Annotated in this window: 18 protein-coding genes; 8 read left to right on the top strand and 10 right to left on the bottom strand. The window is 75.7% G+C overall.

What is annotated here, in order from left to right:
- Window positions 1–104 precede the first annotated feature (104 nt).
- Both WHI96_RS00730 and WHI96_RS00725 read left to right on the top strand, forming a co-directional pair.
- Window positions 105–1,265: a class I SAM-dependent methyltransferase gene (locus WHI96_RS00730; RefSeq protein ID WP_345647750.1), complete on the top strand. Its 1,161-nt coding sequence runs from the start codon at window positions 105–107 to the stop codon at window positions 1,263–1,265.
- A gap of 64 nt (window positions 1,266–1,329) precedes the next feature.
- Window positions 1,330–1,692, top strand: coding sequence for a BlaI/MecI/CopY family transcriptional regulator (locus WHI96_RS00725; protein WP_345647747.1), 363 nt, complete (start codon window positions 1,330–1,332; stop codon window positions 1,690–1,692).
- Between the two features lie 114 nt (window positions 1,693–1,806).
- Here WHI96_RS00725 and WHI96_RS00720 read toward each other — a convergent pair whose 3' ends face one another.
- Together WHI96_RS00720 and WHI96_RS00715 are read right to left on the bottom strand one after the other, a co-directional pair.
- On the bottom strand, window positions 1,807–3,426 hold the full coding sequence (locus WHI96_RS00720) for an SDR family oxidoreductase (protein ID WP_345647745.1): 1,620 nt from the start codon (window positions 3,424–3,426) through the stop codon (window positions 1,807–1,809).
- A gap of 44 nt (window positions 3,427–3,470) precedes the next feature.
- Entirely contained in the window at window positions 3,471–4,922 is a 1,452-nt protein-coding gene (locus WHI96_RS00715) for an AI-2E family transporter (RefSeq protein WP_349302333.1), read from the bottom strand.
- A 540-nt stretch (window positions 4,923–5,462) separates the two neighbouring features.
- Between WHI96_RS00715 and WHI96_RS00710 the strand changes: the two genes are divergently transcribed.
- Window positions 5,463–5,939: a hypothetical protein gene (locus WHI96_RS00710; RefSeq protein ID WP_349302332.1), complete on the top strand. Its 477-nt coding sequence runs from the start codon at window positions 5,463–5,465 to the stop codon at window positions 5,937–5,939.
- Window positions 5,940–6,599: 660 nt separating this feature from the next.
- Window positions 6,600–7,835, top strand: coding sequence for an FAD-binding protein (locus WHI96_RS00705; protein ID WP_345647737.1), 1,236 nt, complete (start codon window positions 6,600–6,602; stop codon window positions 7,833–7,835).
- Between the two features lie 15 nt (window positions 7,836–7,850).
- Here the strand turns inward: WHI96_RS00705 and WHI96_RS00700 are convergent, their stop codons facing one another.
- Window positions 7,851–9,176, bottom strand: a complete 1,326-nt coding sequence (locus WHI96_RS00700) for an amidohydrolase family protein (protein WP_345647734.1) — start codon at window positions 9,174–9,176, stop codon at window positions 7,851–7,853.
- A 16-nt stretch (window positions 9,177–9,192) separates the two neighbouring features.
- Window positions 9,193–9,837, bottom strand: a complete 645-nt coding sequence (locus tag WHI96_RS00695; RefSeq protein WP_073576110.1) for an NYN domain-containing protein — start codon at window positions 9,835–9,837, stop codon at window positions 9,193–9,195.
- A 67-nt stretch (window positions 9,838–9,904) separates the two neighbouring features.
- Here WHI96_RS00695 and paaI point away from each other — a divergent pair, with 67 nt between their 5' ends.
- Entirely contained in the window at window positions 9,905–10,354 is a 450-nt protein-coding gene (gene paaI, locus WHI96_RS00690; protein ID WP_345647730.1) for a hydroxyphenylacetyl-CoA thioesterase PaaI, read from the top strand.
- 7 nt (window positions 10,355–10,361) lie between these two features.
- Here the strand turns inward: paaI and WHI96_RS00685 are convergent, their stop codons facing one another.
- From WHI96_RS00685 to WHI96_RS00670, 4 genes are all read right to left on the bottom strand, one after another.
- Window positions 10,362–11,453, bottom strand: a complete 1,092-nt coding sequence (locus WHI96_RS00685; protein WP_308215826.1) for a nitric oxide synthase oxygenase — start codon at window positions 11,451–11,453, stop codon at window positions 10,362–10,364.
- Between the two features lie 799 nt (window positions 11,454–12,252).
- Complete coding sequence (gene trmB / locus WHI96_RS00680; RefSeq protein ID WP_345647727.1) at window positions 12,253–13,065, bottom strand: tRNA (guanosine(46)-N7)-methyltransferase TrmB; 813 nt, start codon at window positions 13,063–13,065, stop codon at window positions 12,253–12,255.
- Window positions 13,058–14,056, bottom strand: coding sequence for a glycosyltransferase family 2 protein (locus WHI96_RS00675; RefSeq protein ID WP_202417942.1), 999 nt, complete (start codon window positions 14,054–14,056; stop codon window positions 13,058–13,060). Before WHI96_RS00675 ends, trmB begins: the two co-directional genes overlap by 8 nt.
- A 56-nt stretch (window positions 14,057–14,112) precedes the next feature.
- Window positions 14,113–14,853 (bottom strand): glycosyltransferase family 2 protein, encoded by a 741-nt coding sequence (locus tag WHI96_RS00670; RefSeq protein ID WP_062403950.1) that lies wholly within the window; start codon window positions 14,851–14,853, stop codon window positions 14,113–14,115.
- A 477-nt stretch (window positions 14,854–15,330) separates the two neighbouring features.
- On the opposite strand from WHI96_RS00670, the gene WHI96_RS00665 reads away from it, so the two are divergent.
- Both WHI96_RS00665 and WHI96_RS00660 read left to right on the top strand, forming a co-directional pair.
- Window positions 15,331–15,993, top strand: coding sequence for a hypothetical protein (locus WHI96_RS00665; protein ID WP_345647722.1), 663 nt, complete (start codon window positions 15,331–15,333; stop codon window positions 15,991–15,993).
- Complete coding sequence (locus WHI96_RS00660; protein WP_345647719.1) at window positions 15,983–16,261, top strand: DUF6802 family protein; 279 nt, start codon at window positions 15,983–15,985, stop codon at window positions 16,259–16,261. The genes WHI96_RS00665 and WHI96_RS00660 overlap by 11 nt, the downstream gene beginning before the upstream one ends.
- Before the next feature lie 8 nt (window positions 16,262–16,269).
- Here the strand turns inward: WHI96_RS00660 and WHI96_RS00655 are convergent, their stop codons facing one another.
- On the bottom strand, window positions 16,270–16,722 hold the full coding sequence (locus WHI96_RS00655) for a hypothetical protein (RefSeq protein ID WP_345647716.1): 453 nt from the start codon (window positions 16,720–16,722) through the stop codon (window positions 16,270–16,272).
- A gap of 88 nt (window positions 16,723–16,810) precedes the next feature.
- Window positions 16,811–17,395, bottom strand: a complete 585-nt coding sequence (locus WHI96_RS00650; RefSeq protein WP_073576103.1) for a TetR/AcrR family transcriptional regulator — start codon at window positions 17,393–17,395, stop codon at window positions 16,811–16,813.
- 148 nt (window positions 17,396–17,543) lie between these two features.
- Here WHI96_RS00650 and WHI96_RS00645 point away from each other — a divergent pair, with 148 nt between their 5' ends.
- Window positions 17,544–19,196, top strand: a complete 1,653-nt coding sequence (locus tag WHI96_RS00645; protein ID WP_345647713.1) for an MFS transporter — start codon at window positions 17,544–17,546, stop codon at window positions 19,194–19,196.
- The last annotated feature ends 82 nt before the right edge of the window (window positions 19,197–19,278 follow it).

The following is a 19,278-nucleotide window of genomic DNA, read 5'->3' as shown; positions in this document are numbered from 1 at the left end:
GGTGACGCAGCGCGAGTCCGCGTTGCTCCGATCGGGTTCACAGCGGGCTGTCAGGACCTGTATCTACTATCGGGACTAGTACTGCTGCGACGAAGGGGTGGCGCATGACCGACGACCCGACGCCGGATACCCGGTGCCGTGCCTGTGGCGGTGCCGCGGGCGCGGTCGTGCTCGACCTGGGCGAGCAGCCGCCGTGGGACCGGATGCCCGCGCGGGACGCCCCGCTGCCCGACCCGGCCGCCCCGCTGCGCATGTGGCTGTGCGCCGGCTGCGGTCTCGCCCAGCTGCAGACCGACGCGACGGTGGCCGAGGAGCTGCACGGCGTCGAACCGCGGGCGACGGCCGATCAGAGCGACCGCTCGGTCGGCCGGCTCGCCCGCGCCGGGCTGGTCCGCCCGGGCGGCCGGGTCGCGGAGTTCGGCAGCCCGCACGGCGGGTCGTGGCTGCCGCGGCTGACCGGGCGCGGCATGACCGCGCTCGACCCGGACGCGGTGTCCGCGGCCGGGCGGGCCGACCTCGTCGTCGACTTCTACGGGCTGCTGCACGAGCCCGACCAGGCCGATGCGCTCGCCCGGCGCGTCGCGCTGCTCGCCCCCGGTGGCACGCTCGCGCTCCAGCTGCTGTCCCTGGGCACCGTGCTGCGCGACGGCCAGTGGTTCGACCTGCGCCACGGCCACTACGGCTACTGGTCGTTGCCCGCCCTGGACACCGCACTGCGCCGGCACGGCCTGGGCGTGCACCGGGCGTGGTGGTACCCCCTGTCCGGCGGGACCGTGCTGGTCACCGCCCGGACCGGGGCCGAGCCCGACGCCGAGACCCGCCGCCTCGTCGACGAGGAACGCGCCCTCGCCGTCACCGAGCCGTCCGGGTTCACCCGGCTGCGGGCGGCCGCCGACGACACCCACCTGCTGCTCGACTGGCTGGTCGCCGAGCGGGCGGCGGGACGCACCGTCGCCGCCTACGGCGCGGCGTCCCGCGCGGTGCCGCTGGTGTGCCGCGCCGGGCTGGACGCGTCGCTGCTGGCCGCCGTCGGGGACGTCTCGCCCGCGAAGCAGGGCCGTCGCATGCCGGGCAGCGACGTGCCCGTCGTGTCCCCCGACGAGCTCGCCGGTCTGCGCCCGGACCGTGTCCTGCTGTTCCTGCCCGAGCTCCTCGACGAGGTCCGCGCCGCGCTGCCGCAGGTGGAGGCCGCGGGTGGTCGCTGGGTCGTGCTCGGTCCGGGACCGCGTGCGGTGGAGCCCGTGCACGCACTGTCCGACTGCTGATCCGGCGGCCCACCGACCGGGGGAGCATGGGGGGTTGCGGTTACCCTCGGACCCGGGAGGCAACATGCGTGGTCGACTCGGCGAGCTCGAAGCCGCCGTGATGGACGTGCTGTGGGGCGACGCGGGTCCGTGCCGGGTGCGCGACGTCCGCGCCCGCCTGGCCCCGGCCCGTCCGCTGGCGTACACGACCGTCATGACGGTGCTCGACAACCTGCACCGCAAGGGCTGGGTGCGGCGCGAGCTGGACGGCCGCGCCTACCTCTACACGCCGGCCGCGAGCCGCGAGGAGGAGACCGCACGCGCCCTGCGCGACCTGCTCGACGGCCCCGGCGACACCGAGGCCGTGCTCCTGCACTTCGCGCGCTCGGTGTCCGAGCGCGAGTCCGCCGTGCTGCTCGCCGCCCTCTCGGGCCCCGACCGCGGCTGACGCGGCCGTCGGGAGCGCCGACCGGGCCGCCGCCGGGCACCGGCCGGACCGTCGCGGCCGGGGGCGCCGACCGGTACCCGCCGGCGGGCCCGGTCCGGGCGGACCCGGAGGCGGTCAGGCCGCCCGGTCGCGGTCCCGGCGGGCCCGCAGCCAGGACGGGCGGCGGCCGGCCGTGGCGGGGACGTCGCCGTCGCGCTCGGCGGTGCGGGTGATGTTGCGGACCATCCCGCCGAAGACGATCCCGTGGAACGGTGCGACCGACCACCAGTACAGGTAGCCGGGCAGGCCGTGCGGGATGAACACCGCCCGCTGGTGGTAGGTCGACCCGCCCGGTCGCGGGCGCACCGACATCTCCAGCCAGGCCCGGCCGGGCACCTTCATCTCCGCGCGCAGCCGCAGCAGCCCCTCCTCGGGGTCGCGGTCGCCGTCGGCCGCGCGGGGCCCGCCGGGCTCGACCATCCGCTCCACCCGCCACCAGTCCAGCGCGTCGCCGGTACGCAGGTCGTGCGGGTCGCGACGGCCGCGGGACAGCCCGACGCCGCCGACCGCGCGGTCCATCCAGCCGCGCACCGACCAGGCCAGCGGGAACGAGTACCAGCCGCGCTCGCCGCCGATGCCCTCGACGACCGTCCACAGCCGTTCCGGGGTGGCGGCGCAGGCCTGCTCGCGCTCGTCGAGGTAGACGTCGCCGCCGGCCCACTCCGGGTCGCTCGGCAGCGGGTCGGACGGCACGTTCGCCACGGTCGCGCCCGACCAGCGGGTCTCGACCTCGCCGTCGGTGATGCGGGACAGGGCCAGCTCGACGGCGCGGTCGTAGCCGATCAGCCCGCCCGGCGGGTCGGGGATGCGGGCCCTGATGTCGTCCTCGGAGCAGACGACCTCGTGCACCAGGGACTCGATCAGCGGCTTCGCGATCGACTTCGGGACGGGGGTGACGACGTTGATCCAGTGTGCGGACAACGACGGCGACAGCACCGGCACCGGCAGCACCCGGCGCCGGGACAGGCCGGCGACGCGGGCGTAGCGCTGCATCATCTCGTAGTAGGTGAGGACCTCGGGGCCGCCGATGTCGAAGGTCCGGTTCAGCTCGGCGTCCGGCGCGTCGATCTCCGCGACCCGGATCAGGTAGCGCAGCACGTCGCGCACCGCGATCGGCTGGATCCGGTTGTGCACCCAGCGCGGGGTGACCATCAGCGGGAGCCGCTGCGTCAGGTAGCGCAGCATCTCGAAGCTGGCCGAGCCGGAGCCGAGGATCACCGCGGCCTGGAGCACGACCGTCGGCACCCCGGAGCGCAGCAGGGTCTCCCCCACCTCCACCCGCGACGCCAGGTGGGCCGAGAGCTTCCCCGCCCCGGTGTCCGGGTGCAGACCACCCAGGTAGACGATCCGCTTCACCCCGGCCGCGCGCGCCGCCTCACCGAGGATCAGCGCGGCCCGCCGGTCGGTGGCGGCGAAGTCGGAGTCCGACAGCGAGTGCACGAGGAAGTAGACGACGTCGACGTCCTCGCAGGCCGTGCGGACGCTGTCGGGGTCCAGCAGGTCGCCCCGCACGATCTCGGCGTCGGCGGCCCACGGCACGTCGGCGAGCTTGTCCGGGTTGCGGACCAGGCAGCGCACGTGGACCGGGCCCGCGGACGGGTCCGGGACGAGGTCGGGCTCGGGACCGTGGCCCAGCAGCCGGGGCGCGAGCCGCCCACCGATGTAGCCGGTCGCACCCGTCACGAGATAACGCACACCGCGATCGTCCCACCGCAGGCCCTGGGCGGCAGGGCGTGCGCTCAGCCCGGCAGGGCGGGCGGCGGGTTCGCCTCGCGCGGGCGCAGCGGGTCCACCGCCCGCGGCGCGACCTCGCGCGACGCGACCAGGGACCGCACCGCGGCGGTCAGCACGGCCAGCAGCGGGGCGGCGAGCAGCGCGCCGGCGATCCCGGCGACGACCACCCCGACCGCGACGCCGAGCGCGACCGCCAGCGGGTGCAGCCGGACGGCACGGCCCATCAGCACCGGCTGGAGCACGTGGCTCTCGAGCTGCTGCACGGCCAGCACGACACCGAGCACGATCAGCGCGGTCACCGGTCCCTCGGTGGCCAGCGCGACCAGCACCGCGACGGCGCCGGTCAGCACCGCCCCGATGACCGGCACGAACGCGCCGAGGAACACCAGCGCGGCCAGCGGCAGCACGAACGGCACACCCGTCGCCCACAGACCCAGCCCGATCCCGAGGGCGTCGACGATCGCGACCAGCACCGTCGCCCGCACGTAGCCGACGAGCGAGGCGAAGGCCCGGCGGGCGGCGACGTCGACCCGCGAGCGGCGGGCCCGCGGGGCGAGCAGCCGGACGAACCCCCAGATGCGGCGGCCGTCGTAGAGCATGAAGATCAGCGCGAACAGGCAGAGCGCGAACCCGGCGAGGATCTCCCCGACGGTCGCGGCGGTCGTCACCGCGCCGGAGGTCAGCGTCTGCTGGTTGTCGCGCACCGCCTGCAGCACCTGGTCGCCGAGCTCGCCGACGTCGATCCGGAACGGCGTCGCGTCGGCGAGCCCCTGCAGCGAGCCGACGTTGTCGGTGACCTCCGCGACCACCTGCGCGGTGCCGTCGACCAGGGTGCTGACGACGGCGGTCAGCAGCCCCCCGAGTGCGGCCAGGCCGCCGACCATCACCAGCGCCGTCGCGATGCCGCGGGGCACCCGCCGCTCGTGCAGCCACCGGACCAGCGGGGCGAGCAGCGCGGACAGCAGCACCGCGATCGCCACCGGGACGACGACCACCCGCAGCTGGATCACCAGGAAGACCAGCAGCGCGAACCCGGCGGCGATGACGAGCATCCGGGCACACGCCTCGGAGGCGATCCGCAGCGGGCGCGGGATCTCCGCCCGCGGCGACGGGCGGTGGCGCGGCCCGGCGGCCCGCGCCACCGGGTCCGCGACGTGCGACCCGGTCCGCCCGCCGGAGGTGGCGGCGCGGTGGTGGTCGGCGGTGTCCTCGACGAGGTGCTCGGTGTCGTCGTGCGGGGCGGGGGTGGCCCGGTGGGCGCCGGCCGCGGGATCGGCGGGAGGTGGGGCGACCACACGCGCGTGCCCGGCGCCGGAGTCCTCGTCCGCGGCGTGCGCCGGTTGCGCGTGGTGTCCGTCCGCGGGCGCGCGCCCGCGAGGGGCGGGGTCGTCGTCGTGCCGTGGGCGCGGGATGCCGCCCCCGGCAGGAGCGGCGGGCCGCCCGGTCCGCTCCGTCATGACACGACGGTACGGCGGATCGGCCGGGGTGGCGCGGTGCACGCGACGGTGACGGCCCGGCCGTCGCGCCCTCCACCCCGGACGGCCCAGCACCGGAACGGACGGAGCAGTCCTTGCGGGTGTTCGTCACGCTCCGTCGAATGACACCCGTGTAGTCGACACCCCGCGGGCCGGTCCGGCACGAAGGGGTGGTGGAACGGTCACGCACCGCCGCATGGTGGCCGCGACGTGCCGGATCCTGGTCACCGGGGCTGATGCGAGGCCCTGTCGCCGAGGGCTCCGTCGGGCCTGACTCCGGACCGAGGTCACCGACTGCTCCAGGAGGAGTCCGAATGAACACGCTCCGTAGACAACACGGAGAGTCCCGGACCGGTCACGCCACTCGGACGAGGGGACCTCGGAACCGGAACTGTCACCCCCGTTTCCCCTGTCGGGTGTCACCCGTTGACCGGGTGAGTGGGCCGAACGGCGGTACGAGACGTACGCGATACGGACCAGGCCGTGGGTCCCCACATGTCAGGCGAGCAGGAGGTACGGCGGGTGTACGAGTTCGACAGCGCTGCGGGTGGCCTCGAGTCGTCGATCCGGGCGCGACGCGCCGCGCAGGAGAGCTGGCCGTTCCCCGGCCGGCACGAGTCGCACGACGAGATCCAGGAGGAGACCCCGATCTTCCACGCCCTCACCGTCGGGGGCTGGCGGGACGGCCGGCGGAGCGGGAGCGCCGGCAACGCCGTGCGCCGCGTCCACCGCGGCACCGTCCGCACGACCCGCCGCGGCGGCGCGGTCCGGCCGACCGGGGACACGGTCGCCGCGTTCCACGCCGAGGTCGCGTCGGTTCCGGCGCAGCCGCTCGGCCACGCGCCGCAGGAGCAGGGCGACGGCGCCTGGAACGCGCCGGGCGACGCCGCCATGGTGATGCTGCGCCGCCGTCGCGACGCCGAGCGCGCCGCGGACCGGGCCGCGATCGCCGACCTGCTGGGTGGTGCCGGTCGGCACCGGCTGACCCGCACGGCCTGAGCGGCGTCCGAGCGACCGGACGGGCATCCCGCCCGGTCGTTCCGCCGGTACGGGCAGCGCGGTACGGCCGTTCGGCACCCTTTCGGGACCGGATCGGAGCGCGAGGCAACCACGACACCCCCGGAGCGTCCCGGGGAGTAGCCGCACGCCGCAGGCGTACGGCCGCACGGCAGGACCGGTGGGGACCGGGAGCGCCGAGGACGCACCAGGACATTCCGCGGGCACACCTTGGGACCGCGGGATGAGGTGACGACCGGCTGGGGAGCTGGGTCGTCAGCACGCAAGGCGGGGGCCGGGGCGATGGTCGGAGGGAGCCGACCACCGCACCCGGCCCTCGCGCGTGCGGAGGCCACCGGCGCGGCGCGCGCGACGCCGGTGACGCCGACCGGAGCCGTGGGGAGCGCGGTTCCGGGCAGGACGGCGGGGCCGAGTGCGGGACATCCTCGTCCCGGACTCGCGTGGCGACATGATCGCCACGGAGTGTGACCGTATCGGGCGGCCGTCCGGGTCACAAGAGGGCATTCGACGCAGCTTTCGTCGTCCCGTCCGGCACACCCGTCACCACGTTCACCACCGTCCCACCGGACGGTCGTACGACGTGCCGTGACGCGTGCTCGAATCGTTCCGCACGGTGACCCCCGGCGTTCTACCCTGCGAGGGATGAGCACCGATCCCGCCGCGACCGGCCCCCGGCGCACCGACCGCCCGCTCGACGAGGCCGGCGTCGTGACGGCCGTGCGACGGGCCGCGGAACGGGGCGCCACCGTCCGACCCACCGGCGCCGGCGGCCGCGCCCCGGGACCCCTCGTCCGGACCGAGGACGTGCTGCTCGACGTGTCCGCGCTGACCGGCGTCGTCGAGATCGGCGACGACACCGTGCGGGTGCGGGCGGGCGAGACCGTCGCGGACCTCTGCGTCGCCCTCGCCGCCGCCGGCCGGGCACTGGCCACCGTGCCCGACGCGCCCCGCGCCACCATCGGCGGCGCCACCGGGTTGGGCATGTACGGCGGCGCCCCCGCCGAGGGCTCGCTGTCCGACCAGGTCCGCGCCGTCCGGCTGGTCGACGGCCGCGGCACCGTCCGCGACGTCACCGGACCCGACCTCGACGCCGCCCGCTGCGGGCTCGGCGCGCTGGGCATCGCGACCGCGCTGGAGCTGCGCACCGTCCCGCTCATCCGGCTGCAGGTGCACGAGCGCGCCGTCGGCGTCGACGAGGTGCTCGGCGAGGACCTGCTCGGCGCGCACGCCTGGACCGAGTGCGACATCGCGGTCGGCCCGTCGGTGCACGCCGGGTCCGCGGTGCTGCGCTGGGCCGAGCCGGAGCCCGAGGCGACCGGTCCGGTCGAGCGCGCCGGCTGGGGGCAGGCGGTGTCGCGGCTGGCGTCGTCCTGGTGGTCCTCCGGGGTGGGGCTGCGGTCCGGGTGGCCGCCGCCGCAGCGCTGGGCGCCCGGCACGGCCGGGCCGCCGCACGAGGTCCTGCCGGACCCGCAGCCGTGGGACCCGGACCTGTCCGAGTGGGCCGTGCCGCGTGCCGCGCTCGGGACGGTCCTGCGCGAGCTGGGGGCCGCCGTCGCCGCGCGGGGGCGGGAGCTGCGTCCCGTGCGGGTGCGCACCGGACGGGCCGAGACCGGTCTGCTGCACCCGGCGTCCGGCCGGGACACCGCCTATCTGCGGCTGCGGACCCGCGGACCGGCCGAGGAGCCGGTCCGCCGGCTCGCGGGCGCGGTCTGCGAGGACGCCGACGGGCGGCCGTGCTGGACCACCCGGCACGCCTGGGGGCCGGACGAGCTCGCCGTCGCCTACCCGGGGTGGGAGGCGTTCCGCGCCGTCCGCGACCGGTTCGACCCCGACCGCCGCTTCACCGACCCGCACCTCGCGGCCGTACTCGGCCGCTGACGGGCGCGGGACCGCTCAGACCTGCCCGCGCAGCCGCGCCGAGATCGACCGCACCGCGGCCAGCGACGCCCGGCGGTCGGCCCGGGTCGGCTCACCGGCGTCGATGACCTGCTCCCCGCCCACCCACACGTCGTGGACCAGGCGGGAGCCGCCCGCCCACACCAGGTTCGACACCAGCTGCGCGTCGTCCGACGGCGCGACGAACGCGGAGTCGTCGGTGTCGACGTGCACCACGTCCGCCCGCCGCCCGGCCTCCAGCGCGCCGAGGTCGTCGCGGCCGATCGCGTGCGCGGCGTCCGCGGTGCCCATGAGCAGCACGTCGGCGGCGGTGAGCGCGGCGGCGTCGTCGGCCCCGACCCGCGCCATCAGCCCGGCGAGCCGCGCCTGGTGCCAGAGGTCCAGGTCGTCGCAGGAGGCGGGACCGTCGGTCCCCAGCCCCACCCGAACCCCGGCCCGGCGCAGGTCCAGCAGCCGGGCGGTGCCCGCCGCGAGCTTCGCGTTCGAGCCGGGACAGTGCGCGACGGCGACACCGTGCCGGGCGTAGACGGCGATGTCGTCGTCGGACAGGTGCACCGAGTGCGCGGCCAGCACCCGCCCGCCGAGCGCGCCGCCGGCGTCGAGCATCGCCGGGACCGAGCCGTGGGCCTCGCGCACGTGGACGTCCTCGCCGCGGGACTCCGCGACGTGGGTGTGCACCAGCGCGCCGCGCTCGCGGGCGGCCGCGGCGACCGACTCCAGGGCGCCGGGGGGCAGCGTGTAGGCCGAGTGCGGGCCGTAGCCGAGCTCGATCCGGCCGTCGTCGTCGGGGACCAGGCCGTGCGCGTCGATCCGGGCGGAGACGTCGTCGCGCATCTGCTCCCAGGTCCCGAGCCGGTCCCAGCCGGGCGCGGCGATGATCCCCGGGGTGAGCACGGCCCGCGAGCCCGCGGTGCGGACGGCGTCGGCCAGGGCGTCGGTGAAGAAGTACATCTCGACGCTGGTGGTGCAGCCGGTCCGCAGCAGGTCCAGGCAGCCCGCGAGCATCCCGGCGTGCACGTCCTGTTCGGTCAGCAGGCCCTCCGCCGGCCACATGACCTCGGTCAGCCACGGCATCAGCGGCAGGTCGCCGCCCATCCCGCGCAGCAGCGACATGGGGGTGTGGCAGTGCGTGTTGACCATGCCGGGCATGAGCAGCCCGGGCAGCGGCCGCACCACGGCGTCGGTCGCCGGCGCGTCGGCGGCCGTGCCGAAGAACGCGATCCGGCCGGTGTCGTCGACGTCGAGGACCGCGTCGCGCACGACCGGGAAGCCGGGCGTGCAGGGCAGCGCGACCGGGGCGGTGAGCCGCTGGAGGACCGTCATGTCGTCTCCGGGCGGGTCAGCGGCGGTCGAGCAGCGAGCGCAGCGACCGGAACGGCGGCAGCCAGGCGCCCTCGTCGGGCAGGGTCTCCAGCGAGACGCGCGGCAGCGGCTCGCGGAACACGCCGTCGATGTCCTCGAGGTCGAGGAACGACAGCGTCTCCGAGGCCAGCGCGAACCCGGCGTACTCGCGGAAGCCGATCACCGTGACGTCGGTGCCGACCTCGATGAGCTTCTCCAGCGGCTCCCGGAACGCCCGCCCGTCCCCCGAGGCGACGACGACGTGGCGGAGCCTGCCCTCGGCCGAGCGCATGCCGATGTGGGCGAGCATGTCGTCGTCGACGTCGGAGTCCTCGCTGGTCTTCGGCTTGGCGAAGACGGCGAAACCCACGTTGCGCAGGGCCTCGACCCAGGGCCGGACGATGTCGATGCTGCCCGGGGCGACGTTGGTGAACACACACGCCTCGGCCTCGGCCTCGGGGCCGGCGAGGTCGAGCAGCCAGCGGCCGACGGCGTCGAACCGCGGACGGTAGGCCGAGGTGGGGCGGGCGCCGAGCAGCGAACCGAGGCTCATGTCCATGTTGGGTGCGTCCCACACCAGCAGCACGCGCTCCTGCGGGCCCGTCGGAACGCCGCGTCCGTGTTGCCCCGTCCCGCTGCTCATGCCGGGGAGCCTAGCCGCCGTCGCCCCGCCCGCCCGGCCCGGCGCCCACGCGGGTGAGACTGTCCCCATGGAGAACCCACCGACCGGGCCGGAGCAGCTCGCCACCCGGACCGCCGAGATCATGCGCGACGGCGACCGGGCGAGCCGTGCGGCGGGGGTCGACGTCGTCGCGGTCACCCCCGGACGGGCGACGGCGACCATGACCGTCCGCCCCGAGCAGGTCAACGGGCACGGGGTCTGCCACGGCGGCTACCTGTTCCTGTTCGCCGACACCGCGATGGCCTACGCCAGCAACTCCCACGGCGTCTCCGCCCTGGCCAGCGGCGCGGACATCGCGTTCCTGCGCCCGGCGCGCGAGGGCGACGTCCTCACCGCCGAGGCGGTCGAACGGGCGGCGAGCGGCCGGTCCGGGCTCTACGACGTCACCGTCCGCGCCGCCGACGGGACGGTCGTCGCCGAGTTCCGGGGCCGCACCCGGCAGGTGCCGGGCCTGAGCCCGGTCACCGCCCGGCCCTGACCGGCCCTCAGCCCTGGTCGTCGCGGGGCCGCAGCCCGTGCGGCTCCAGGAACGCCGGCCGCAGATCCGGGTCGGGCTCGTCGTAGTAGCGGTGGAAGACCGGGGTCTGCGAGCCCGACATCGGCGGCACGATCCAGCTCCAGTCGGCCGGGCAGCGCCGTCCCGCGGCCTCCTCCTTCGCCAGGAAGGTCATGAACCGCTCGGCCTCGCTGTGGTGGTCGGCCATGGTGACGCCGTCGGCGTCGAAGGAGTAGGTGACCGCGCGGACCAGCTCGACCATCGCCCGGTCCCGCCACATCGTGCGCACCGACCGGGTGTCGAGCCCGAGCCGCTTCGCGATCTCGGGCAGCAGGTCGTAGCGGTCGGTGTCGGCGAGGTTGCGGGCGCCGACCTCGGTGTCGAGGTACCAGCCGTTGAACGGGGCGGCCGGGTACACGACCCCGCCGATCTCCAGCGGCATGTTGCTGATGGCGGGCACCGAGTGCCAGCGCAGCCCGAGCCGGGCGAACCAGGGGTGCTCGGGGTGGCGCAGCGGGACCTCGTGCACGGCGTCCGGCGGGACGTCGAACAGCCGGGACCGCCCGTCCGGGCCGGTGATCAGCAGCGGCAGCACGTCGAACCGGCCCGCCGGCTGCGGTCGCGGCCACCCCATCCCGACGACGTGGTCGGTGAAGTCGGCCTGCCCCGGGTCCCCGGTGACGGTGCCGTCGGGGTTGCGGTGCCCGGCGTAGCGGACGAGCTGGTCGTTGCGGATCCGCGGGCCGGGCCGCCCCGGGGCGTCCGGCGCGAACACCGTCATCGTCGAACGGATCTTCCCGCCGCGGGTGGCGGCGCGCAGGTGCCCGACGCTCTCCTGCGCGATGTCGGCCGGGTCGTGCAGGTGGCGCAGGTCGCGGACCTGCAGCGACTGCCAGTACAGGCGCCCGATGCAGCGCGCGGAGTTCCGCCAGGCCACCCGGGTGCCGAAGACCAGCTCGTGCGTGGTGTGGGTGTAGGTGCCGACCCGGTCGATCTCGGCGCGGACCTGGCGCAGCCGCTCCGGCAGCGGGACGCCCGGCTCGGTCTCGGCGTACACCTGGCGCAGGAACTCCTCGGCCACGGCCGGGTCGACCGGGGCGGGGTCCCGCTCGTCGGCGACGCCGGGGGGCGGCGGGTGTCCGCCGGAGCGTCCGTGCCCGGTGACCGGGCAGCCACCGGTGGCCTCGGCCGGGGGCGCGACACGGCTCCCGGCCGACGGCGCGCCACGGCCCTCCACCGGCGGTGCGGTGCGGGTCTCCGCCGGCGGTGCGGTGCGGGTCTCCGCCGGGGGCGCGACGCGGACGACCGCGGTCGCGGCGCCCGGGCCGTCGACCCGGTTGAGGACGTGCTCGCGGCTGCCCGCGGCCGGGCGCTGCGATCCCGGGGCCGGGGTGGTGCCGGAGCCGGGGGTGCTCCCGGGGGCCTGGGTCGTTCCCGGGACCGGGGTCGCGACGGTCGCGCGCTCCGGCAGCGGCGTCGCGACCGTGGCCCGCTCGGCCGGGGCCTGCTGGTCCCGCAGCGGCCCGGACCCGCCCGGTCCCTGCTCCCGTGGCGGAGCCTGCCGCACCCGCGACCGGTCGACGACGGTCGTCGTCTCCACCCCGGGCCGCGCCACGGCGGTGGTGGCCTGCACGGGGCCCTCGACCGGACCGACCAGCGGGACCATCGAGACCGACCGGCCGGACCGCTCCGCGCCGGACTCCCCGGACACCGGGCCGGGCCCCTGACCCGACGGGGCGCCCGGCGGCGGGCCCGTCATCGGGCGGGGCGTCGGGCTCGGCCGGAAGCCGGGCGGTCGGTCGACCGGCCGCTTCGGTGCCGCGGGAGCGGGGTGCGAGTTCTTGCCGTGCTCCACCGTCGTCACGGGCGTCCTTCGGGGGTCACTCGGGTGGGGATCCGGGTCGGGGGTCCTCCCGACCGTAGTCGGTCACTCTCCGTGTGTCACCGGTGCCGGGGGCGTGGTCGGCGACGTACAGCAGGTCACGAACCGGTCGTCCCTCCAGCCGGGCCCGGTCCTCGAACTTGGTGACCGGACGCCACGACGGACGGTCCTGCCAGCCGTCCGGACGGAGCGGGAAGCGGTCGTCCGGGCGCAGCGACGGCTCCGCGGAGACCACTCGGCGCATCTGCTCGGCGTAGTGCGGCCAGTCGGTGGCCAGGTGCAGCAACCCACCCGGCCGCAGCCGTGACGCGGCCAGCGCGGCGAACTCCGGCTGGATCAACCGCCGCTTGTGGTGCCGCCGCTTGGGCCACGGGTCGGGGAAGAAGATGCGCAGCCCGTCCAGCGACGCGGGCGGGACGACCCGGGTCAGGAGCTCCACGGCGTCGCCGCGCAGCAGCCGCTGGTTGGACAGGCCGCCCTGCTCGATCCGCATGAGCAGCTGGGCCAGGCCGGGCTCGAAGACCTCGACGGCCACGTGGTCGATCCCCGGCTCGGCCGTCGCGAGCGACGCCGTGGTCTCGCCCATGCCGGACCCGATCTCCAGCACGAGCGGCGCGGTCCGGCCGAACGTCGCGGCCGGGTCCCACACCCCGGACGCCACGACGTCGTCGACCTCGGAACCCCACGTCGACCACAGCCGGTCCCAGGCGGACTGCTGGCCCTCGGAGAGCCGGACGCGCTGGTGGACGTAGGAGCGGATCCGGGTGTCGTGCGGGTGCGGGGTCTCCGGGGCGGTGGCCCGGTCAGGCACCGGTGTTCCGGCCCGCGGGCAGCCGCACGTGGGCGGTCGCGCCGGGCAGCCGGCCGCGGACGTAGCCGGCGGCGGTGACGCCGAAGCAGGCGACGATCGCGGCGGCGGAGGCGGCGTTGCGTTCCTTCGCCTCGCGGATGACGCCCGCGGGCAGCACCTTCATCGTGTAGCTGCTCTCGGTGGACAGCGAGTCCCCGGTCCCGACGACCTTGGACACGGCGGCCTTGGAGATGCCCTCGGCCCAGCCGCGGCGCAGCAGGTAGCGCCAGGAGACGCGGTCGTCGGACACCCGGTGGTCGACGGCGGCGCGCGGCTCGAACAGGATGCGCGGGTTCCGGCCGTCGGCGACGTAGGCCTGCCGGGCCCGGATGCAGAGCTCGGTCTCCTCGCAGCCCAGCGGGTTCTTGCCGATCCTGCCCATGTCCTCGGCGAACCCGCCGACGCGGGTGAACACCTCGGCGCGCAGGGACATGTTGCAGCCCATGAGGTTGCGCATCTCGGCGCGCTCGGTGGGCTGGCCGGTGTAGGTGCAGCCGACGACCCAGTCGAGCTCACCGGTGGCGTTCGGGTCCCCGGGGGCGGCACCGGGCAGCGTCCGCGGACGCCCGTCGGGCCACTTCGGGTGCGCGACCCCGCCGACGCCGATGACGTCCGGGTCCTCGTACGGGGCCAGGAGCGCGTGCAGCCAGCCGGGGCGGGCCGCGGCGTCGTCGTCGAGGAAGACGACGACCTCACCGGAGGCCAGCTCGACCGCGGTGTTGCGGGCGCCCGACAGGCCCTGCTTCTTGTCGTTCGCGACGACGACCACCCCGAGCGGCCCGAACTCGCGTTCGGCCCGCTCGCGCAGGCGCTCGTTGTGGTCGACGACGACGATCGTCTCCAGCGGGGTCACGTCCTGGTCGAGGACCGAGTCGACGGCGGCCTTGATGTCGAACCAGCGCTTCTCGGTGTAGACGCAGACGACCACGGTGGCGGTCGGCAGGGCGCTCACGTGCAATCGCTCCTCATGGGGCTGCGGACCGGCGGGGGCGGCCGGTGCGAGCAGCGTCAGCGGGCGTAGCCGGACGCCTTGCGGCGCTGCTCCATGCGACGGTGCTCGGCCATCAGGGTACGCAGCACGCGCGTGCCGTCGGCGAAGGTCCGCAGGTTGGTCTCGCCGAACATGCGCTCGCGCTCGACCGACGGCACCTCGGTGATCGTCAGGTCGGCGGCCGCGACGCGGCAGTTGAGAACGGTCTCGATCTCGAAACCGTCGCCCCAGAGCATCGAGCCGTCCTCGGGCTGCGGCGCGGCCGGGTCCGGGAGCTCGAGCTGCGGGAGCAGGTCGGCCCAGAAGGCGTTGTAGCCGTAGCAGAGGTCGGAGTACCGCGTGCCGAACAGCCGGTTCGCGACGGTGTTCAGGCCGGCGTTGCCGGACTTGCGCAGCAGCGTGATGTCGTCCGAGCCGCCGCCCTTGCAGAACCGGCTGCCCTTCGCGAAGTCCGCGCCCTTGACCAGCGCGTTCACGAAGGCCGGGATCTCGTTCGGGTCGGCCGAGCCGTCGGCGTCGAACATGACGATGACGTCGCCGGTCGCGGCGGTGAAGCCGCAGGCCATCGCGTTGCCCTTGCCCTTGCGGGTCTGGGTGATGACGCGCGCCCAGGGCAGCGTGCGCCGCGCGACGGCGACCGTGTTGTCGGTCGAGTTGCCGTCGACGACGATGACCTCGTGCACGGCCGGGCGCACCGCGGCGATGGCCGGCAGCACGATCTCCAGGTTCCGGGCCTCGTTGCGGGTCGGCACGATCACCGACACCGCCGGGTTCGCGCTGCGGCGCGGAGCCGGGCGGGGCCGCGGGCGACGGAAGCCCTCGGGTCCCTCCGGCTGCGGCGCCAGCGGACCGCGCCCGCCGGGTCGGGCAGGGTTCGCCGGGAACGGCGACTGTCCGGCACCGGCACCGTTCTGACGCCCGGGGCGCGCGGGGGCGCTCGCATCGGGCGTGACGGTCGGGCGGGCGGGCGTAACGGCGCTCACACTTCCTCCATACAGGTCCGCTTACCCGTCCAACGACGCGATCACGGTCCGGTTGCGGTTCTGGTGTCGGGCGTCTTCGGTATTGCCCGATCAGTGGACGTCCCTGGAGCCCGTGGGGTTGCCCCGGTCGGCTGATTCGTCCGTGTCCACGCTGCGGTTCAGCCTTGCCCATGAGAGGGGACGACGATCACCCGGGGCCGCTGCGCAGTCCTACGGATCCACCCGGGAACGGTCCCTCCGACACTGTCCGGCATGGACCGGGAACCGCTGTCGGGCAGCATCGGACCGCCGCTGCGCACCGCGCTCGACCAGGCCCGCGCCGATCTTCTCGCGACGTTGTCGGTGCAGGTCGACGGCCTGGCGGCGGACGCGGCCCGGCGCGCGGGGCGGGCCGGCGACGTCCGGTGGTGGACGGCCGCGCTCGACGGTCCCGCCCGCACCCTCGACGACGCCTGGGGGCGCCGCAGCGGGCCGGTCCTGCGCCGCCGTGCGGCCGCAGCCGCACTGCGGCATCAGGGCGTCCACGTGACACATGTCACTCACGTTCCGTCACCGTCGTGTGGCGGGGTTCTCGTCGCCGCGGCGGGCCGGGTGCTCGCCGTCGCACCGGGCCGGGAACGCGGGGCGTGGTCCGGTGCGGTCCTGTCCGGATCGGCGGTGTGGGTGGCGTCGGTCCTCGCGGCCGGCGCGCGGGTGCTCCCGGCCGGGGGTCCCGGGGTGCTGCCCGCCCTCGCGGGGCTCGTCCTGCTGGTGGGTGCGCTCGTCGCGGCCCGGGTGCGGGCGGTCCGCTCCGCCCGGGACCGTGCGCTGGCCCGGCGGGTGCGCGACGCGGTGCTGCTCGCCGCGGACCACGAGCTGCTGCGCCGGATCTCCGACGCCGGCCGCGGGCTGCCGGAGGCGTCCCGTGCGTGCTGAGCCGCCGGTACCGGCCGGGAGCACGGTCCTGGCGGGCGCGGTGGTCGCGGCGGCGCTGCCCGTCCCCTGGTGGGTGCGGGTGCCGCGGGCCCGGTCCGGCGTCGCCGGATCGGTCCCGGTGTCCGGGCCCGCCGCCCGCGACGCCGACGGCGACGGCGTGGCGGAGACGCTCGTCGTCGACTCCGGACGGGGTCCGGAGTTCTGGACCGACCTCGACGGCGACGGTCTCGCCGACGCGGTGACCGGCCTGCCCGGAGACCCCGGCTGAGCCCGGGGTCAGTCCTCCGGCTGGTCGGCGGGGGTGCGGCCCTCGCTGTCGGTGTTCGCGCCGCGCCGGAACCGGCCGACGCCGCGGCGCTGCTCGGCGATGGAGCGGTCGATGTCCGCGGACACCTTCTGCTGGCGGCGCCGCTCGCGGATGCGCAGCAGCACGAGCATCGAGACGCCGTAGGCGATCCCGACGATCAGCAGCACGGCGCCGATCTTGAACACGATCTGCTGCACGCCGGTGATGCTGTCGATGTCGATCACCGAGATCATGCCGAGGACGCCGAGGGTCAGCAGGTGGAACAGCACCACCAGCAGTCGGTTGATGGAGTGCGACGTCTCCGTGTTCTGGAAGACGTCCTCCAGGAACGGCTGTCCGGTGCGCAGCAGGATCTGGCCCACGACGACCGTGATCGCCACTCCGACCACGACCAGTGCGAGATAGCCGCCGGTTCCCTCCACAGTGGGCCCCTCCCCGTGCGTGTGCAGGGTTGGAGACTACCCCGCGCGACCGGTTCGACGCGCTCTGCGCGCGAGGTGTTCATCCGTTTCAGGAACGGGCGGCGAGCAGCTCCCGCAGTGTGTCGAGCAACTCGTCGGTCGACACCCCGCCGGTGAGCGGCGCGCCGGTCAGGGTGCGCAGGTAGAGGCCGTCCCCGACGAGCTGCACCAGCCAGGCCACGACCGGGTCGTGGATCTCCTCGCCGAGCGCGGCGAGCCCGTCGGCGTCGACGTCGGCCAGCGCGCTCCGTGCGGCCTCCCCGGAGGTGGTGCCGTCGGCGATGCGCAGGGTGGCGAGGTAGGTGCGGGTCAGCCCGACCGGCGAGGTGTTGCCCGGCATCGAGGTGCGCAGGTAGTAGGCCACGGTGCCCGCCGTGTCCGAGCGCATCAGCTCGGCGTCCCGGGCGCTGCGTTCGCGCAACCGCTCCAGCAGGCCGCCGACCAGCGACTCCTTGGAGTTGAAGTGGTAGAGCAGCCCGCCCTTGGACACCTCGGCGGCCGCCGCCACCGCGTCGAGGGTGGCGCCACCGGGCCCCTGCTCGATCAGCAGCGTCTCGTACGCGTCGAGGACCCGGTCGCGGGCCGAGCCCGGTCCCCGTGTCCCCGCGTTCCGTCGTTCGGAGTGGGACGCCATGGACGAAGCCTAGTGCCCGTGCCCCGCCTCACAGTCGCGGCCGGGAAGGGACTGTACCGTCTGGACGGTATAAAGATGTACCGTCCGGACGGTAAAGCTGCGTCCGGATCCGGGCACCACGGGACGACGAGCACGAGGGAGAACGGCGATGTCACGGCCGGAGGTCGGCGCAGGGGGCGCGGCGATGGACAGGGGCGGGCCGGACGTGGCGCCGCGGCCCGGGCCGCGCGCCTGGCTCGCGCTCGCGGTGCTCGCCATCCCCACGCTGCTGGTGTCGATCGACAACACGGTGCTCGGCGTGGCGCTGCCGGAGCTCTCGGCCGCGCTCCGCCCGGACGCGGCGACGCTGCTGTGGGTCGTCGACGTCTACCCGCTGGTGCTCGCCGGGCTGCTGGTCACCATGGGCACCCTCGGCGACCGGATCGGCCGCCGCAGGCTGCTGATGGTCGGTGTCGCCGGCTTCGGTGCGGTCTCGCTGCTCGCCGCGTTCGCCACCTCGGCCGCCCAGCTCGTCGCGGCGCGCGCCCTGCTCGGTGTGTTCGGCGCGATGCTGATGCCCTCCACGCTGGCCCTGCTGCGGTCGGTGTTCCTCGACCGGACCCACCGCAGGCTCGCGCTGGCGATCTGGGCGACCGGGTTCGCCGCGGGTGCGGCGCTCGGCCCGATCGTCGGCGGGCTGCTGCTCGAGCACTTCTGGTGGGGCTCGATCTTCGTGATGAGCGTGCCGCCGATGGCGCTGCTGCTCGTCGTCGCGCCGCTGGTGGTGCCCGAGTCGCGGGAGACCGAGCCGGGCCGGCTCGACCTGGTCGGCGTGGTGCTGTCGCTGCTGACGATGGGACCGCTGGTCCTGGCCCTCGAGCTGGCCGGGTCCGCAGGCGGGGTGACCCCCGCCGTCGTCGCGTCGGTGCTGGTGGGTGTCGGCTCCGGGGCCGCGTTCGTCGCCCACTACCGGCGACGCGTGCGGCGCGGCCTGGACCCGCTGATCGACCTGGAGCTGTTCGCCCGACCCGTGCTCCGGCACAGCGCGCTGGCCAACGCCACCACCATGTTCGGGCTCACCGGGCTGCTGTTCTTCTCCGCCCAGTACCTCCAGCTGGTCGTCGGGTACTCGCCGCTGCAGGCGGGCCTGCTCCTGCTGCCGGGCTTCGTGGTGACGGTCGTGGCCGGGCTCGCCGCCGCGCGGCTGGCCCGGCGGTTCGCGCTGCACCAGCTCGTCGCGACCGGGCTCGCGCTCGTCCTGACCGGCTACGTGGTCTGCCTGTTCCTGCAGGTGGACTCGGCCGTCGTGCTGCTGATGACGGCCGCGGTGCTGATCGGCGCGGGGATCGGGCTGTCCGAGACCGTCACCAACGACGCGATCCTCGCCGCCGCCCCGCCGGAGAAGGCCGGCGCCGCGGCAGCGGTCTCCGAGACCGCCTACGAGGTCGGTGCGGTGCTCGGCACCGCGCTGGTCGGCGGGGTGCTGTCCGCGGTGTACCGGGCCGGTGTCGTGCTCCCCGTCGGGACGCCGTCCTCGGCCGGGGAGACCCTGGGCGGGGCCGCGGACGTCGCGGCGACGATGCCCGCCGACACCGCGGCGGCCCTGCTGGCCTCCGCGCGGGAGGCGTTCGTGCACGGGGTGGACGTCGCGTCCGGGGTGGCGGCGGTCGCCGTCGCGGTGGTGCTGGTGACGGCCGGGCTCGGCCTGCGCCGCGCGCACCGCGACGTCCTGGCGGCCGGTGCCTCCGCGGTGGACGCCGACGCCGGGCCCCGCGGTCGCCCCGCCGCTGACCGCTCGTCGCGGAGTGTGAGTACCGGATGACCACCCGTGACGGTCACGGGTGACCGTCCGGCGGCCCGGACGGGTGGTTCCGGCGACGCGCGGCCCCGTCGGCCGCTCGTTC

Source organism: Pseudonocardia tropica (assembly GCF_040105315.1).
Classification (GTDB): domain Bacteria; phylum Actinomycetota; class Actinomycetes; order Mycobacteriales; family Pseudonocardiaceae; genus Pseudonocardia; species Pseudonocardia alni.
This window is presented reverse-complemented; position numbering and strand designations above follow the sequence as displayed.

Excerpts from the sequence above, each read along its gene's own strand:
- WHI96_RS00730 (WP_345647750.1), top strand. The coding sequence starts at position 105 with ATGACCGACGACCCGACGCCGGATACCCGGTGCCGTGCCTGTGGCGGT.
- WHI96_RS00650 (WP_073576103.1), bottom strand. The coding sequence starts at position 17,395 with ATGGCGTCCCACTCCGAACGACGGAACGCGGGGACACGGGGACCGGGC.
- WHI96_RS00700 (WP_345647734.1), bottom strand. The coding sequence starts at position 9,176 with ATGACGGTCCTCCAGCGGCTCACCGCCCCGGTCGCGCTGCCCTGCACG.
- WHI96_RS00665 (WP_345647722.1), top strand. The coding sequence starts at position 15,331 with ATGGACCGGGAACCGCTGTCGGGCAGCATCGGACCGCCGCTGCGCACC.
- WHI96_RS00715 (WP_349302333.1), bottom strand. The coding sequence starts at position 4,922 with ATGACGGAGCGGACCGGGCGGCCCGCCGCTCCTGCCGGGGGCGGCATC.
- WHI96_RS00725 (WP_345647747.1), top strand. The coding sequence starts at position 1,330 with ATGCGTGGTCGACTCGGCGAGCTCGAAGCCGCCGTGATGGACGTGCTG.
- paaI (WP_345647730.1), top strand. The coding sequence starts at position 9,905 with ATGGAGAACCCACCGACCGGGCCGGAGCAGCTCGCCACCCGGACCGCC.
- WHI96_RS00705 (WP_345647737.1), top strand. The coding sequence starts at position 6,600 with ATGAGCACCGATCCCGCCGCGACCGGCCCCCGGCGCACCGACCGCCCG.
- WHI96_RS00695 (WP_073576110.1), bottom strand. The coding sequence starts at position 9,837 with ATGAGCAGCGGGACGGGGCAACACGGACGCGGCGTTCCGACGGGCCCG.
- WHI96_RS00645 (WP_345647713.1), top strand. The coding sequence starts at position 17,544 with ATGTCACGGCCGGAGGTCGGCGCAGGGGGCGCGGCGATGGACAGGGGC.